Genomic DNA, 16454 nt, shown 5'->3' with positions numbered 1-16454 from the left:
CCCCTCTGATCAGGCGAGCGGCAGGCGGAGCGCGAACAGGGCTCCGCCTGCCGGCGCCTCACGGACCGTGAGCGTGCCGCCGTGGCGGGCGGCGACGTCCCGGGCGATCGCGAGACCGAGCCCGGCACCGCCGTCGTCCCGGCTGCGGGCCTCGTCCAGACGCACGAACCGCTCGAAGATCCGCTCCCGGTCGGCCGGAGCCACCCCGTGGCCGTCGTCGGCGACCTCGACGACCGCCCGGTCCCCGTCCCGGCGCACGGTCACCGTGACCGCCGAGCGGGCATGCCGACGGGCGTTGTCCAGCAGGTTGGAGAGCACCCGGCCCAGTTGCGCCCGCGAACCGGTGACCTCCACCGGGCCCTCGGCCGTCACCGTCACCCCGGTGCGGCCCTCGACCGCCTCCCCGGCGAGCGCGGCCAGGTCCACCCGGCCGTCCCCGGGCCGCTCCCCCGCGTCCAGCCGGGCCAGCAGCAGCAGATCGGCGGCGAGCTGCTGGAGCCGCACGGTGTCCTCGACGGCGCCGCCCAGATCGAGCAGCTCCGGATGGGCCGCGGCCACTTCGAGCTGGGTGCGCAGGGAGGCGATCGGGCTGCGCAGCTCGTGCGAGGCGTCGGCGACGAACCGGCGCTGGCGCTCCACGGAGGACTCCAGCGCGGCCAGCGTCTCGTTGGTGGTGCGGGCGAGCCGGGCCACCTCGTCGTGGGTGTCGGGCTGCGGCACCCGGCGCGCCAGGTCCTCCGAGGCGGTGATCGTGGCCATCTCGCGCCGGATGCCCTCCACCGGCCGCAGCGCCCGCCGGGTGACCAGCCACGTCACCCCGGCGACCACGCCCAGCAGCAGCGGGAAGCCGATGAGCATGACGGTGGTCGCCGTGTTCACGGCGCTCTGCTCGGCGTCCAGGGAGGCGCCGGCGTGGACGGTGAGCGTGCCCCGGTCCTCGGTCTCCACCTCGACGGCCGCGAAACGGTAGTCGTGGCTCTCGCCGTCGACCGTCGCGGAGCCGTCGGTGAAGTCGGCGTGCTCCTGGATCTCGCCGGGTTCCAGCGACCCGTCGTCGTCCCCGCGGCGGTCGTCGCCACCGCCGTCGTCGTCACCGCTGTCGTCGTCATCGTCGTCGGTACCGGGCGCTGTGGTCCCGGCCGCCGGACCCGGGGTCACCGCCGCGGTGCCCGTGCCGCTGATCCGCTCCAGCTCCGAACTGGCCGCGACCAGCGTGCCGTTGTCGTCGACGACCTGGATCGGGGTGTCGTCGTCCAGGTCCAGCTCGCCGTACGAGCGGCCCGAGGCGAGCTGGGCGGCGACATTGCGGGCCGTGCGCTCGGCCTGGGTGCCCGCCTGGTCCATCAGATTGGACCGCAGCGACAGCAGCACGGCCGTACCGGCCGCCACCAGGGCCACCGCCACGACGAGCGTCGCCCCGAGGGTGGCCCGCGCCCGCACCGATCCGAACAGGCGTCTCATCGCTCCGCCTCCAGCCGGTAACCGGCGCCGCGCACGGTCCTGATCAGCCCGGCCCGCAGCTTCCGGCGCAGCACGCTGATGTACACCTCGACGATGTTGGGGTCGCCGTCGTAGGCGAAGTCCCAGACGTGCTCCAGGATCTGCGCCTTCGACACCACCTCGCCGGCCCGCGTGGCGAGCTGCTCCAGCACCGCGAACTCCTTCGCGGTGAGGGCCACTTCGTCCTCGCCGAGGAAGACCCGGCGGGCGGCGGTGTCGATCCTGAGGTCGCCGTGCGTGATCACCGGCGAGGCGCCCGGGCGGCGGCGCCGGAGCAGCGCCTTCACCCGGGCGACCAGCACGACGTACGAGAACGGCTTGGTCAGGTAGTCGTCGGCGCCCGTGTCGAGCCCCTCGGCCTCGTCGTACTCCCCGTCCTTCGCCGTCAGCATCAGGATCGGTACGTCGTGTCCGGCGGCGCGCAGGGCCGCGCAGACGCGGTAGCCGTTCAGGCCGGGCAGCATGATGTCGAGGATCACCAGGTCGTACGAGCTCTCCGTGGCCCGGTGCAGGCCCTCGCGGCCGTCGTGGACGACGTCCACGGCATATCCCTCGGCGGCCAGACCCTTCGCGAGCGACACGGCCAGCCGCTTCTCGTCCTCGACGATCAACAGGCGCATGGTCCCCAGGTTCGCAAACCGGAGCTGAAGATCCCTTCAGGTCCCTTCAGGTTCCGCTCAGCGTCGGTCGGTGACAGTGGCTCATGTCGCCAACGATTCGGGAGGAAACCCCATGAAGCGCAACATCGCCATCGCCGCCGTGACCGTCCTGGCCCTGGCAGCGGGCGGTACGGCCACGGCCCTCGCCGTCGGGTCGGACGACCGGGGCACGTCCACGCCGGCCACCGGGTCGGGCTCCGTCTCCAGGGCCGACGTCGTCGCCGACTCCGGGTCCGGTTCGACCACCGTCTCCGCCGCCGCCCCGGTGAGCGTTACCGACGCCGTCGACGCCGCGCTGAAGCACACCCCGGGCACGGTCCTCTCCGTCGACCGGGAGGACGACGGGGCTGGCGCCTGGGAGGTGGACGTGGTGAAGGCCGACGGGACCGAGTACGAGGTCCGGGTCTCGCTCGACACGGGCGCGGTGACCGGCGCCCACCGGGACCGCGAGGACCGCGACGACCGGGACGACCGGGACGACGACGGCCGGGACGACGACGGGCTCTCCGCGCTCAAGGGGGCCGACGTCAGCGCCCGCGACGCGGCGGTCGCCGTCGCCGGGAAGGGAACCGTCACCGAGGTGAGCCTGGACGACGACGACCGGACCGTCGCCTGGAACGTGGAGACGACGAAGGGCGAGTGGACGGTCGACCTCCGCACGGGCAAGGTCACGGCCGACCACGACGACGACTGACCTTCCGCGCCCCCTGGGACGGGAACGGGAACGGGAAGGGGCGGCGGGGGCTGGAGAACAGGCACCCCGCCGCCAGCGCGGCGGCCAGTGCCACGCACCCCGCCAGCGCGAAGCACGCCCCCGGGGGCAGTCGGTCCACGAGCAGGCCCGCGGTCGCCGCCCCCGTCGAACTCCCGGCGTTGACGGCCGTGTTGACCCACGCCCCGGCCCGCGTCCGCGCCTCGGCGGGCACGCAGTCGTGTGCGATGAGATACGCCGTGGTGAGGGCGGGCGCGACGAACAGCCCGGCGCAGGCGGCGGCCACCGCGAGCACGGCCGTGTCCGGCGCCGCCCCGGCCCCGATCAGCGTCACCCCGAGCGCCGCGGCGAGCAGCGGCAGCCGTCGCCGCTCGGACAGCCGCCAGGAGACGGAGCCGTTGACGAGCCCGCCGACCGCGCTGCCCGCGGACAGCGCCGCGAGGACCCAGGTGACGGCGGCGTCCCCGGCGTGCCGCTGTGCGGCGAAGGCGACCACCATGAGGTCCACCGCGCCGAGCGCGAGCCCCGTCCCGGCCGCGACGACGACCGGGGGGACCAGGCTCCGGGGCAGGGACCGGCCGACCCGGTCCGGCCCCTCGCCGGACGCGCCCCGCGCCCCCGCCTCCGTTCCCGTGACCGCCACTGCCGGTGACGTCACGAACGCGAGTGTTCCTCCGGCCATGAGCGCCGCGCCCAGCAGCACCCCGACCGCCGGTGACGTGACGCCGATCACGGCGCCCACGAGCAACGGCCCGGTGACGAAGAGGAGTTCCTCGGCGACCCCGTCGAGGCTGTACGCGCGGTGCAGCAGCGGCCCGTCCCCGACGAGCCGTGCCCACACCACGCGCATCGTGGGGCCGAGCGGCGGCGCGCACGCGCCCGCGGCGGCGGCCAGGGCGCCGAGGACGGCGGCGGGGGCGCCGGGACGCCAGGAGGCCGCGGCCAGCGTGCAGAGCAGTCCCGCGTGGAGCAGGGCCATGGGCGTGAGGGTCCGCCGGGGCCCGTGGCGGTCGACGAGGGCCGCGCGGTAGGGGGACAGAAGGACGACGGTGGCGCCGAACAGGGCCATGACGACCCCGGCCGCGGTGTACGACCCGGTCGCACGGGTCACCGCCAGCATCACGGCGAGGGGGGCGACGCCGTACGAGAGCCGGGCCAGGAGGGCCGCGGCGAAGGTGCGACGGGCATGAGGGACGGAGAGCGCGGCGGCGTACGAGGGCCGCCGCGAGGCTGTCGCGGACATGGGTGGGGTTCCTCTGCGGAAGGCATGAGCGAGGGGTCGCCGGGGTGCCGTGCCGGTCGCGGTGGTTCACCGTCGGCCGGTCACACGCACGGGCGCGCTCTATGCCATGAGGAACGTCATGCCGATCAAGGTATCAACGGCGTGGACCCGTCGGCCAGGGTCAGTTCTCGCTCTCCACGATCCCCGCCACGAGTTCGTCCGCCGCCCGGTACGGGTCCAGTTCGCCCGCCACGATCCGTTCCGCGAGCGCGCCGAGGCGGCGGTCGCCGTGCAGGTCGCCAATGCGCTGCCGCAGGGCCGTGACCGCGATCGTCTCGACCTCGCGGGCGGCGCGGGAGCGGCGGCGCTCGGCCAGCACGTCCCGCTCCTCCATCCAGGCGCGGTGCTTCTCCAGGGCCTCGACGACCTCGTCGACGCCCTCGCCGCGGGCGGCGACCGTCTTGACGATCGGGGGCCGCCAGTCGCCGGGGCCCCGGGATCCGCCGAGGCTCAGCATGTGGTTCAGTTCGCGGGCGGTGGCGTCGGCGCCGTCCCGGTCGGCCTTGTTGACGACGTAGACGTCGCCGATCTCCAGGATTCCGGCCTTCGCGGCCTGGATGCCGTCGCCCATGCCGGGGGCGAGCAGGACGACCGAGGTGTCGGCCTGGGAGGCGATCTCCACCTCGGACTGGCCGACGCCGACGGTCTCGACGAGGATCACGTCGCAGCCCGCCGCGTCCAGGACGCGGATGGCCTGCGGGGCGGCCCAGGCGAGGCCGCCGAGATGGCCGCGGGTGGCCATCGAGCGGATGTAGACACCCGGGTCGGAGGCGTGGTCCGACATCCGGACCCGGTCGCCGAGCAGGGCGCCGCCGGAGAACGGCGAGGACGGGTCGACGGCCAGGACGCCGACCCGCCTGCCCTGCTTGCGGTACGCGGTGACCAGCGCGGACGTCGACGTGGACTTGCCGACGCCGGGTGAGCCGGTGAGGCCGACGACGTACGCCCCGCCGGTGAGCGGGGCGAGCGCCGCCATGACCTCACGGAGCTGCGGGGACGCCCCCTCCACGAGGGAGATCAGCCGGGCCACGGCCCGCGGCCGGCCTTCCCTGGCCTGGGCGACCAGCGAGGAGACGTCCTGCATCACAGCTCCGTTCACAGGGGAGAACTTCTTGCTCAGGCCTTCGGTACCCGCACGATCAGGGCGTCACCCTGACCGCCGCCGCCGCACAGGGCCGCCGCGCCGACACCGCCGCCGCGCCGCTTGAGCTCCAGGGCCAGATGGAGCACGAGACGGGCGCCCGACATGCCGATGGGGTGGCCCAGGGCGATGGCGCCGCCGTTGACGTTCACCTTTTCCGTGGACACGCCGAGGTCCTTCATTGACTGGACCGCGACGGCGGCGAAGGCCTCGTTGATCTCGACGAGGTCGAGGTCGGAGACGTCCAGGCCCTCCTTCTTCAGGGCGTGCAGGATCGCGTTGGACGGCTGCGACTGCAAAGAGTTGTCGGGGCCGGCCACGTTGCCGTGGGCGCCGATCTCGGCGATCCACTCCAGGCCGAGCTCCTGCGCCTTGGCCTTGCTCATCACGACCACGGCCGCGGCGCCGTCCGAGATCTGCGAGGAGGTGCCCGCGGTGATCGTGCCGTCGCGGGTGAAGGCGGGGCGGAGCTTGCCGAGGGACTCGGCGGTGGTGTCGCCGCGGATGCCCTCGTCCTTGCTGAAGACGACCGGCTCGCCCTTGCGCTGCGGGATCTCGACCGGGGTGATCTCGGCCTCGAAGACGCCGTTCTTCTGGGCGGCGGCGGCGCGCTGGTGGGACAGGGCGGCGATCTCGTCCTGCTCGGGGCGCAGGATGCCGAGGCGCGCGTTGTGCTTCTCGGTGGACTCGCCCATCGCGATGTTCTCGAAGGCGTCGGTGAGCCCGTCGTACGCCATCGCGTCGAGGACCTCGACGGCGCCGTACTTGTAGCCCTCGCGGGACTTGGGGAGCAGGTGCGGGGCGTTGGTCATGGACTCCTGGCCGCCCGCGACGATCACGTCGAACTCGCCGGCCCGGATGAGCTGGTCGGCGAGGGCGATGGCGTCGAGGCCGGAGAGGCAGACCTTGTTGACGGTGAGCGCCGGGACGTTCATGGGGATGCCGCCCTTGACGGCGGCCTGGCGGGCCGGGATCTGGCCCGCGCCGGCCTGGAGGACCTGGCCCATGATCACGTACTGCACCTGGTCGCCACCGATCCCCGCACGGTCGAGGGCGGCCTTGATCGCGAAGCCGCCGAGGTCGGCTCCGGAGAAGGACTTCAGTGAACCGAGCAACCGTCCCATGGGCGTCCTTGCGCCCGCGACGATCACCGAGGTAGTTCCAGACATGAGGTGCGATCCCCTTCCAGCTTCGGCAGCCGAGGAGTGAACGAGGGTTTACTTCGAATGTATTGCGTGGCACTCCGTGCCGTCATCGGGCCGTCGGTGTGATCGCGCGCACGTTGCGTAACCGTTTCAGGAGCGCTCCACTGGCACCATGCTGACGCGAATCGACCACATCGGGATCGCCTGCCACGACCTCGACGCGACCGTCGAGTTCTACCGGGCCACGTACGGCTTCGAGGTCTTCCACTCCGAGGTCAACGAGGAGCAGGGCGTGCGCGAGGCCATGCTCAAGATCAACGGGACCTCCGACGGAGGCGCCTCCTACCTCCAGCTCCTGGAACCGACCCGCGAGGACTCCGCCGTCGGGAAGTGGCTGGCCAAGAACGGTGAGGGGGTCCACCACATCGCCTTCGGTACGGCGGATGTGGACGGGGACGCCGCGGACATCCGTGACAAGGGCGTACGCGTTCTGTACGACGAGCCGCGCATCGGCTCCATGGGGTCGCGCATCACCTTCCTGCACCCAAAGGATTGCCACGGCGTACTGACAGAACTGGTCACTTCGGCGCCCGTTGAGTCACCTGAGCACTGACCGCCGTACATAAGGGCCGGTAGGGTTGGGGGCGGTCGCTCCCGTGAACCGGGGTGGCCGTTTGCCGGGGCCTGGTTTTCGGGGGGCGGGCGTCTGGGCGGCTGCCCAGGCTCTGCCGTTGATCTGACACCATTCCCCGGGGGCACCGTCCGTCGAACGGACGGGGCTCGTAAGGCCAGACTTGCGACCAGGGGACGGATGGGACCGCGCAGTGCGGGGCTACGAGAGCCAGGAGCGAGAGCCGGCGGCTGACGTCGACCACCTCTCTCGGTTCGAGGCCGAGATGAAGCGGCTGAAGACCGAGCGGGAAAAGGCGATCCAGCACGCCGAGGACCTCGGCTACCAGGTCGAGGTGCTGCGCGCCAAGCTGCACGAGGCGCGCCGCACCATCATGTCCCGGCCCGAGTTCACGGGCGGTGACATCGGCTATCAGGCCGAGCAGTTGCTGCGGAACGCCCAGATGCAGGCCGACCAGCTGCGTCAGGACGCCGAGCGTGAGCTGAGCCAGGTCAGGGCGCAGACCCAGCGGATCCTCCAGGAGCACGCGGAGAACGCGGCCCGGCTCCAGGCGGAGCTGCACCAGGAGGCCGTCACCCGGCGCCAGCAGCTCGACCAGGAGCTGGCGGAGCGCCGCCAGACCGTCGAGTCGCACGTCAACGAGAACGTGGCGTGGGCCGAGCAGCTGCGGGCGCGCAGCGAGCAGCAGGCGCGGCGGCTCCTGGAGGAGTCGCGCACGGAGGCCGACCAGTCGATGGCCGCCGCCCGCGCGGAGGCCGAGCGGCTGGTGGGCGAGGCCCGGCAGCGGGTGACCGGCGAGGCCGAGTCGGCGCGTACGGAGGCCGAGCAGATCCTGCGCCGGGCCCGTACGGACGCCGAGCGGCTGCTGAACGCCGCGTCCACGCAGGCCCAGGAGGCCTCCGACCACGCCGAGCAGCTGCGCTCGTCCACCGTGTCCGAGTCGGACTCGGCGCGCCGCCAGGCCTCCGAGCTGAGCCGGGCCGCCGAGGAGCGGATCGCGGAGGCCGAGGAGTCGCTGCGCAAGGCGCAGGCCGAGGCCGAGAAGCTGGTCACCGAGGCCAAGTCGGCCGCCGAGAAGGCGCTGTCGGGCGCCGAGGCGGCCAACGAGCAGCGGATGCGCACGGCCAAGGAGCAGGTCGCCCGGCTGGTCACGGAGGCCACCAAGGAGGCCGAGGCCACCAAGTCGGACGCCGAGCAGATCGTCGCCGACGCCCGTGCGGAGGCCGAGAAGATCGTCAGCGAGGCCTCCGAGAAGGCCCGGACGATCACCGCGGAGGAGACCGCCTCCCAGCTCGGCAAGGCCGCCAAGACCGCCGAGGACGTCCTGATAAAGGCGTCCGAGGACGCCCGCAACACCACGAAGGCCGCCTCCGAGGAGGCCGAGCGGATCCGGACCGAGGCCGAGGCCGAGGCGGACCGGCTGCGCTCCGAGGCGCACGACATCTCCGAGCAGCTCAAGGGCGCGGCGAAGGACGACACCAAGGAGTACCGCGCCAAGACCGTCGAGCTCCAGGAGGAGGCCCGCCGGCTGCGCGGCGAGGCGGAGACGCTGCGCTCCGAGGCGGTCGCCGAGGGCGAGAAGATCCGCGCGGAGGCCCGCAAGGAGGCCGTCCAGCAGATCGAGGAGGCGGCCAAGACCGCCGAGGAACTGCTCGCCAAGGCCCGCCAGGACGCGGACGAGCTGCGCCAGAAGGCCACGGGGGACAGCGAGAAGGTCCGCACCGAGGCCATCGAGCGGGCCACGACCCTGCGCCGGCAGGCCGAGGAGACCCTGGAGCGCACCCGCGCCGAGGCCGAGCGGCACCGCGCCGAGATCATCGAGCAGTCCGACGGCATCCGCGAGGAGGCCGAGCGGGCCGCCCGTGAGCTGCACGAGGAGACCGAGCGGGCCATAGAGGCGCGCAAGGCCGACGCCGCCGACGAACTGACCCGGCTGCGCACCGAGGCCGAGGAGCGGCTCGCCGCCGCCGAGCAGGCGCTGACCGAGGCCCATGAGGAGGCCGGGCGGATCCGCCGGGAGGCCGCCGAGGAGACCGAGCGGCTGCGCTCGGAGGCCGCCGACCGCATCCGCGCCCTCCAGCAGCAGGCCGAGGCCGAGGCCCAGCGGCTGCGCGACGAGGCCGCGTCCGACGCGTCCGCGTCCCGCGCCGAGGGCGAGGCCGTCGCCGTACGGCTGCGGTCGGAGGCCGCGACCGAGGCGGAGCGGCTGCGGGCCGAGGCGCAGGACACCGCCGACCGGGTCCGCGCGGAGGCGCAGGCCGCCGCCGAGCGGCTGGCCACGGAGGCGTCCGAGACGCTGGCCGCCGCCCAGGAGGAGGCCGTACGGCGCCGGCGCGAGGCCGAGGAGACCCTCGGCACGGCGCGGACCGAGGCCGACCAGGAGCGCGAGCGGGCCCGCGAGCAGAGCGAGGAGCTGCTGGCCGCCGCCCGCAACCGGGTGGAGGAGGCCCAGGCCGAGGCGGTACGCCTGGTCGAGGAGGCCGACGCGCGCGCGAGCGAGATGGTCTCGGCGGCGGAGCAGCACGCCCAGCAGGTGCGCGACTCCGTCGCGGGGCTGCACGAGCAGGCGCAGGACGAGATCAACGGGCTGCGGTCGGCCGCGGAGCACGCGGCGGACCGGACCCGGCGCGAGGCCGAGGCCGAGTCGGACCGGGTCCGTGCCGACGCCTACGCGGAGCGGGAGCGGGCCGCCGAGGACGCGGGCCGGGTCCGGCGGGAGGCGAGCGAGGAGTCCGAGGCGGCGAAGTCGCTGGCGGAGCGGACCATGGCCGAGGCGATGGCGGACTCCGAGCGGCTGCGTTCCGAGGCGTCCGAGCACGCCCAGCGGCTGCGCACGGAGGCCTCCGACGCGATGGCCGAGGCCGACCAGGCCGCGGCCCGGACCCGGGCGGACGCCCGGGAGGACGCCAACCGGATCCGTTCGGACGCGGCCTCGCAGGTCGACACCCTGATCACCGAGGCGCGCAACGAGGCCGAGCGGCTCACCACGGAGACGATCCGGGACACCGACCGGCTGCGTCAGGACACGGTCGCCGAGGCCGAGCGGGTCCGCGTCGAGGCGATCGCCAACGCGGAGCACCTCATCGCCGACGCCACCGGTGACGCCGAGCGGCTGCGTGCCGAGGCCGCCGAGACGGTCGGCGCCGCGCAGCAGCACGCCGAGCGGATCCGCAACGAGTCGGAGCGGGTCAGGTCCGAGGCGCGGGCCGAGGCCGAGCGGACCCTGGACGAGGTCCGGCGGGACGCGGCCAGGCGGCGCCAGGACGTGGCCGAGCAGGTCGACACGCTCATCAACGAGACCACCGCGGAAGCGGACAAGCTGCTCACCGAGGCCCAGCAGCAGGCCCACCAGACGACCGCGGACGCGGAGACGCAGGCCGACAGCATGGTCGGCGCGGCCCGCAAGGAGGCCGACCGGCTGGTCTCGGAGGGCACGGTCGAGGGCAACTCCCTGGTGGAGAAGGCCCGTACGGACGCCGACGAGCTGCTCGTCGGTGCCCGCCGGGACGCCACCGCCATAAGGGAGCGGGCCGAGGAGCTGCGCGACCGGATCACGACCGAGATCGAGGATCTGCACGAGCGGGCCCGCCGGGAGTCGGCCGAGACGATGAGGTCGACGGGCGACCGCTGCGACGCGCTCATCAAGGCGTCCGAGGAGCAGCTAGCCAAGGCGCAGGCGAAGGCCAAGGAGCTGGTCTCGGAGGCCAATTCGGAGGCAGGCAAGGTCCGGATCGCCGCCGTGAAGAAGGCCGAGCTGCTCCTGAAGGAGGCCGAGCAGAAGAAGTCGACGCTCGTGCGGGAGGCCGAGGAACTGCGGGCCGAGGCGATCCGCGAGGCCAAGCGCACGGTCGAGGAGGGCAAGCGCGAGCTGGAGATCCTGGTGCGCCGGCGCGAGGACATCAACGCCGAGATCTCCCGTGTCCAGGACGTCCTGGAGGCGTTGGAATCCTTCGAGGCCCCGGCGGCGGGCAAGGACGGCGGCGTCAAGGCGGGCGTCTCGGTCGGTGCCCCTCGTTCGGGTGGCAAGGCTTCGGACAGCTGACCAACAGGTCTGTTTCAGATGCCATCTGGGGCATTTGACCGACTTTTTGGCAAGCCGTCCCAAGGTTAGCCACTCAAAAGGGGTGTCATTCTCCAGATCAAACACGTATCCGCTCGATGACACACCGCTTAGGCCCCTAGGATTCCCCCTATCACCTCACCGGTCTCATTTGACAGGAACCCCATGAGCGACACTTCCCCCTACGGCTTCGAGCTTGTGCGGCGTGGGTACGACCGCGCTCAGGTGGACGAACGCATCAACAAGCTCGTCTCCGACCGTGACAGCGCTCTCACCCGCATCACCGCTCTGGAAAAGCGCATCGAGGAGCTCCACCTCGAAACGCAGAACGCCCAGGCTCAGGTCTCCGACGCCGAGCCGTCGTACGCCGGTCTCGGCGCGCGTGTCGAGAAGATCCTCCGCCTCGCCGAGGAGGAGGCCAAGGACCTGCGCGAGGAGGCCCGTCGGGCCGCCGAGCAGCACCGTGAGCTCGCCGAGTCGGCGGCCCAGCAGGTGCGCAACGACGCCGAGTCGTTCGCCGCGGAGCGCAAGTCCAAGGCCGAGGACGAAGGCGTCCGGATCGTCGAGAAGGCCAAGAGCGACGCGTCGCAGCTGCGCTCCGAGGCCCAGAAGGACGCGCAGTCCAAGCGCGAGGAGGCGGACGCCCTCTTCGAGGAGACCCGTGCGAAGGCCGCGCAGGCCGCCGCCGACTTCGAGACGAACCTCGCCAAGCGCCGCGAGCAGTCCGAGCGCGACCTGGCCTCGCGTCAGCAGAAGGCCGAGAAGCGCCTCGCGGAGATCGAGCACCGCGCGGAGCAGCTCCGCCTGGAGGCCGAGAAGCTGCGCACGGACGCCGAGCGCCGCGCCCGCCAGACGGTGGAGACGGCCCAGCGCCAGGCCGAGGACATCGTGGCCGACGCGAACGCCAAGGCCGACCGGATCCGTTCGGAGTCGGAGCGCGAGCTGGCGGCGCTGACGAACCGTCGCGACTCGATCAACGCCCAGCTGACGAACGTCCGCGAGATGCTCGCCACGCTCACGGGCGCCGCGGTCGCCGCCGCCGGCACCCCGGCCGAGGACGAGCCGATCTCCCGCGGGGTTCCGGCCCAGCAGTCCCGGTAACCAGCCCGGCAACGCACAGCGCGACGAAGGCCCGCACCGATTCCCCCGAAGGGTGCGGGCCTTCGGCGTGCCCGGACGGGAACCGGGGGGCGGGGACGGGGGCGGGGGCGCTCAAGTGGCAGTGGCCAGGCGCCCGTCTTAGCGTGGCCGCATGATCGAGCTCGAGGGGCTGACCAAGCGGTACGGCGAGAAGGTCGCGGTCGACGATCTGACCTTCACGGTCAGACCGGGCATCGTCACGGGCTTCCTCGGTCCCAACGGCGCGGGCAAGTCGACGACGATGCGCATGATGCTCGGGCTGGACCGCCCCACGTCCGGGGACGTCCGGATCGACGGCCGGCACTACGACCGGCTGCGGGACCCGCTGACGTACATCGGCGCGCTGCTGGACGCGAAGGCCATGCACGGCGGGCGCAGCGCCTTCAACCACCTTCTCTGTCTCGCGCAGAGCAACGGCATCCCGCGCGCCCGGGTCGCCGAGGTGCTGGACACGGTCGGGCTGACCGCCGTCGCGAAGAAGAAGGCCAAGGGGTTCTCGCTCGGCATGGGGCAGCGGCTCGGGATCGCGGGCGCGCTGCTGGGTGATCCGCGGATCCTGATGTTCGACGAGCCGGTGAACGGACTCGACCCCGAGGGCATCCACTGGATCCGCAATCTGATGAAATCGCTGGCCGCCCAGGGGCGGACCGTGTTCGTCTCCTCGCATCTGATGAGCGAGATGGCGCTGACCGCCGACCATCTCGTCGTCATCGGCCAGGGCCGGCTGCTCGCCGACACCTCCATGGCCGACTTCATCCAGCAGAACTCGCGCTCCTACGTCCGGGTCCGCTCCCCCCAGCGCGAGCGGCTGCTCGATCTGCTGCACGGGGCCGGGATCACGGTCGTGGAGACCGGGGGCGGGGCGCTGGAGATCGACGGGGGCAAGGCCGAGCACATCGGGGAACTGGCGGCCCAGCACCAGGTCGTGCTGCACGAGCTGAGCCCCCAGCAGGCCTCCCTGGAGGAGGCGTTCATGCAGCTGACCGCGGAGTCGGTCGAGTACCACGCGCACACCGACGCCCCCGGCGCTCCCGGCACCGCGCAGCCCGCGGCCTGGGGCGACGGCTGGAAGGGGAACTGACGATGGCGGCGATGCAGGTCGTGCGGTCCGAGTGGACCAAGATCCGGTCCGTGGCGTCGACGGTGTGGACGCTGTCCCTCGCCGTGTTCGTCACGCTCGCGCTCGGTGTCCTGATCTCGGCGCTGTCGAAGAACGAGTTCGACAAGATGAGCCGCGACGACCGGCTCTCCTTCGACCCGACGTACATCAGCTTCGCCGGGATGAGCCTCGGGCAGCTCGCGATGATCGTGTTCGGGGTGCTGGTGGTGTCGAACGAGTACAGCACCGGCATGATCCGCACCTCGCTGGCCGCGGTGCCGCAGCGCGGGACGTTCCTGTTCAGCAAGATCGGCGTGGCCGCCGGGCTCTGTCTCGCGGTCGGCATGGCGACCAGCTTCGTCGCCTTCTTCCTCGGCCAGGCCGTGCTGGGCGACCACCGGGCGCACCTCGACGACCCGGGGGTGCTGCGGGCGGTCATCGGCGGCGGGATCTACATGACCCTCATCGCGGTGTTCTCGATGGGCGTCGCCGTGATGCTGCGCTCGCCGATGCTGTCGCTGGGCATCCTGATGCCGTTCTTCTTCCTGATCTCCAACATCCTCGGCAACGTCCCGGCCACCAAGAAGATCGGCCAGTTCCTGCCCGACCAGGCCGGCAGCAAGATCATGCAGGTGGTCACACCGGTCGACGACGACACCCCCTACGGCCCGTGGGGCGGGCTCGCGATCATGGTGCTGTGGGTGGCGGCGGCCGTCCTGGGCGGGTACGCGCTGCTGAAGAAGCGGGACGCCTGAGGGGCCGCGCGACGGCAGAAAGGCTTTGCCCTCCCTTGAGTGGAACCGTCAGCGCCCGGATAAGCTCCTAACCCTTACGGGGGCGTGCGCCCTGCTGTCCTGAACCTTTCGATGGGTGCGGAGCATGATCGAGGCAGTCGGCCTGACCAAGCGCTACGGCGACAAGACCGCTGTGTACAACCTGTCCTTCCAGGTGCGGCCCGGTGCCGTCACCGGCTTCCTGGGGCCCAACGGCTCCGGGAAGTCGACGACGATGCGGATGATCCTGGGCCTGGACAACCCCACGGCGGGCCAGGTCACGATCGGCGGCTTCCCGTACCGCAAGCTCCCCAACGCGCCCCGCCAGGTCGGCGCGCTGCTCGACGCCAAGGCGGTGCACGGCGGCCGGCACGCCCGCAACCACCTGCTCTGCCTCGCCCAGCTCTCCGGCATCCCGGCCCGCCGGGTGGACGAGGTGCTCGGCGTGGTCGGGCTCCAGGACGTGGCGCGCAAGCGGTCCAAGGGCTTCTCCCTCGGCATGGGCCAGCGGCTCGGCATCGCCGCCGCGCTCCTGGGCGACCCGCAGGTCCTCCTCTTCGACGAGCCGGTCAACGGTCTCGACCCCGAGGGCATCCTGTGGGTGCGCAACCTGATGAAGGCGCTCGCCGCGGAGGGCCGTACGGTCTTCGTCTCCTCTCATCTGATGAGCGAGATGGCGCTGACCGCCGACCATCTGATCGTGATCGGGCGCGGCCAGCTGCTCGCGGACATGGGCGTGAAGGACTTCATCGCCGCCAACTCCGCCGGGTTCGCGCGGGTCCGCACCCCCGACACCGAGCCGCAGCTGCGCGAGAAGCTGACGACCGCGCTGACCGAGGCGGGCGGCCATGTCCTGCCCGAGCAGGACGGCGGGCTGCGGGTGACCGGTCTGCCGCTCCCCCGCATCAGCGACATCGCCCATGACGCGGACGTGCGGCTGTGGGAGCTGTCGCCGCACTCGGCCTCCCTGGAGGAGGCGTACATGCGGATGACGCAGGCGGCCGTGGACTACCGCTCGACGACCGACCCGAAGGCGGGGCTCATGCAGCCGCTGCCGCCGGGCGCCCAGCCGCAGATGCCGGTCCCGGGGCAGGGCCAGCCGGGCTGGTACGCCCCGCCGCCGCCCCAGCAGGGCGCACCGCAGGCCCCCCAGGGCGCGTTCGGCGCCGTGCAGCCCCCTGCGGGCCCCTACGGCGCTCCGGTGAACCCGTACGCCTCCCCGGCCGCTCCGGGCGCCCCGCAGGCCGCACAGGCGCCCCAGGCCCCGCAGGCGCCTCCTGTCGCCGCTCCGGTGCCCCCGGTCCCGGCCGCCGCACCCGTGGAACCGGCGCCCGCGCCCACGGCCACGCCCGCGCCCGCCGCCGACCAGCCCGCAGCCGACCTGACGAAGCCCGAGGACGCCCGATGAGCACGCCCCAGCCTCCGATGCCGCAGGCCGCCGCACCCGACTGGCAGGCGGCGCCCGGCCACCCGTACCCGACGTACACCTCGCCGATCCCGGTCGTGCGGACGCATCTGGGGCACGCGATCAGCTCGGAGTGGACGAAGATCCGCTCCGTGCGCTCGACGATGTGGACGCTCGGGGTGTTCGTGCTGCTCGTCATCGGCATCGGCCTGCTGGCCGCCGTGGTGGTGAGCAACAGCGCCGGCGAGACCGATCTGGCCGGGGAGAACCCGCTGTCCTTCGGCTTCTTCGGGCTGCTCCTCGGCTGCATGTGCCTGATCACCCTCGGCGTGCTGACCACCGCCTCCGAGTACGGCACCGGCATGATCCGCACCACGACGACCGCGTGCCCGAGCCGGATCCGGGTGCTGACGGCGAAGGCGATCGTGTTCTTCGTCGTGGCCTTCGTGGTCACGCTCGCCTCGTCCGTGCTCGTCGCCCTCGCGGACGTCGGTCTGCTGGAGAGCACCGGCGCACGGGAGCCCACCGGCTCGGAGTGGCTCAAGGGCACGCTCGGCATCTCGCTCTACCTGGCGCTGCTCGGACTGTTCTCGCTGCTGATCGGCTCGATCATCCGGCACTCGGCGGGCGCGATCACGATCATGATCGGGGTGGTGCTGGCCCCGCTGGTCATCGCGCTGTTCATGTTCGCCTCGTCGCTGGAGGGCCTGCGCGACTTCCTGCTGGAGTACTCCATCCCGAACCAGCTGAGCGTCTTCTACTCCAACTCGCTCAGCGCCAGCGGCCCCTCGGGCTGGGACCCCCTGTGGATCATGGTGGGCCTGACGGCCGCCGCGTTCGCCGGCGCGTGCCTCCTGCTGGACAGCCGGGACGTGTGAGCCACGGGGCCGTCCGCGCCCAAGTGGGC

General features: G+C 72.6%; 13 protein-coding genes. 8 read left to right on the top strand and 5 right to left on the bottom strand.

Annotated features, from left to right (window positions below; genetic code table 11):
- Positions 1-9: 9 nt before the first annotated feature.
- Both ACIPSE_RS08325 and ACIPSE_RS08320 read right to left on the bottom strand, forming a co-directional pair.
- Entirely contained in the window at positions 10-1461 is a 1452-nt protein-coding gene (locus ACIPSE_RS08325) for a sensor histidine kinase (RefSeq protein WP_401658895.1), read from the bottom strand.
- A complete protein-coding gene (locus ACIPSE_RS08320; protein ID WP_401658893.1) occupies positions 1458-2120 on the bottom strand; it encodes a response regulator transcription factor in 663 nt (220 codons plus the stop codon). The genes ACIPSE_RS08325 and ACIPSE_RS08320 overlap by 4 nt, the downstream gene beginning before the upstream one ends.
- 112 nt (positions 2121-2232) lie before the next feature.
- Here ACIPSE_RS08320 and ACIPSE_RS08315 point away from each other — a divergent pair, with 112 nt between their 5' ends.
- Positions 2233-2853 carry a PepSY domain-containing protein gene (locus ACIPSE_RS08315; RefSeq protein WP_401658890.1) on the top strand — a complete coding sequence of 207 codons (621 nt, stop codon included), beginning with the start codon at positions 2233-2235 and terminating at the stop codon, positions 2851-2853.
- On the opposite strand, the gene ACIPSE_RS08310 is transcribed toward ACIPSE_RS08315, so the two are convergent.
- The 3 genes from ACIPSE_RS08310 to ACIPSE_RS08300 all read right to left on the bottom strand — a co-directional run bounded on the left by ACIPSE_RS08310 (position 2828) and on the right by ACIPSE_RS08300 (position 6463).
- Positions 2828-4114 (bottom strand): MFS transporter, encoded by a 1287-nt coding sequence (locus tag ACIPSE_RS08310; RefSeq protein ID WP_401658887.1) that lies wholly within the window; start codon positions 4112-4114, stop codon positions 2828-2830. The genes ACIPSE_RS08315 and ACIPSE_RS08310 overlap by 26 nt on opposite strands.
- A gap of 160 nt (positions 4115-4274) precedes the next feature.
- Entirely contained in the window at positions 4275-5237 is a 963-nt protein-coding gene (gene meaB / locus ACIPSE_RS08305; protein ID WP_401659766.1) for a methylmalonyl Co-A mutase-associated GTPase MeaB, read from the bottom strand.
- A gap of 32 nt (positions 5238-5269) precedes the next feature.
- On the bottom strand, positions 5270-6463 hold the full coding sequence (locus tag ACIPSE_RS08300) for an acetyl-CoA C-acetyltransferase (protein WP_401658884.1): 1194 nt from the start codon (positions 6461-6463) through the stop codon (positions 5270-5272).
- Positions 6464-6611: 148 nt separating this feature from the next.
- Between ACIPSE_RS08300 and mce the strand changes: the two genes are divergently transcribed.
- From mce to ACIPSE_RS08265, 7 genes are all read left to right on the top strand, one after another.
- Positions 6612-7052 (top strand): methylmalonyl-CoA epimerase, encoded by a 441-nt coding sequence (gene mce, locus ACIPSE_RS08295; RefSeq protein WP_401658881.1) that lies wholly within the window; start codon positions 6612-6614, stop codon positions 7050-7052.
- A 211-nt stretch (positions 7053-7263) separates the two neighbouring features.
- Positions 7264-11112: a polarized growth protein Scy gene (scy, locus tag ACIPSE_RS08290; protein WP_401658878.1), complete on the top strand. Its 3849-nt coding sequence runs from the start codon at positions 7264-7266 to the stop codon at positions 11110-11112.
- Between the two features lie 183 nt (positions 11113-11295).
- Complete coding sequence (locus ACIPSE_RS08285) at positions 11296-12231, top strand: cellulose-binding protein (protein WP_401658876.1); 936 nt, start codon at positions 11296-11298, stop codon at positions 12229-12231.
- A gap of 151 nt (positions 12232-12382) precedes the next feature.
- Positions 12383-13351 (top strand): ABC transporter ATP-binding protein, encoded by a 969-nt coding sequence (locus tag ACIPSE_RS08280; RefSeq protein ID WP_401658874.1) that lies wholly within the window; start codon positions 12383-12385, stop codon positions 13349-13351.
- A 2-nt stretch (positions 13352-13353) separates the two neighbouring features.
- Positions 13354-14124 (top strand): ABC transporter permease, encoded by a 771-nt coding sequence (locus tag ACIPSE_RS08275; protein WP_401658872.1) that lies wholly within the window; start codon positions 13354-13356, stop codon positions 14122-14124.
- 124 nt (positions 14125-14248) lie between these two features.
- Positions 14249-15550, top strand: coding sequence for an ABC transporter ATP-binding protein (locus ACIPSE_RS08270; protein ID WP_401658869.1), 1302 nt, complete (start codon positions 14249-14251; stop codon positions 15548-15550).
- The gene (locus tag ACIPSE_RS08265) at positions 15547-16425 is read left to right on the top strand and encodes an ABC transporter permease (protein ID WP_401658867.1); all 879 of its coding nucleotides are present in this window, start codon (positions 15547-15549) and stop codon (positions 16423-16425) included. The genes ACIPSE_RS08270 and ACIPSE_RS08265 overlap by 4 nt, the downstream gene beginning before the upstream one ends.
- Positions 16426-16454 lie beyond the last annotated feature (29 nt).

It is taken from the genome of Streptomyces sp. NPDC090106 (assembly GCF_044747265.1).
Taxonomy (GTDB): domain Bacteria; phylum Actinomycetota; class Actinomycetes; order Streptomycetales; family Streptomycetaceae; genus Streptomyces.
This window is presented reverse-complemented; position numbering and strand designations above follow the sequence as displayed.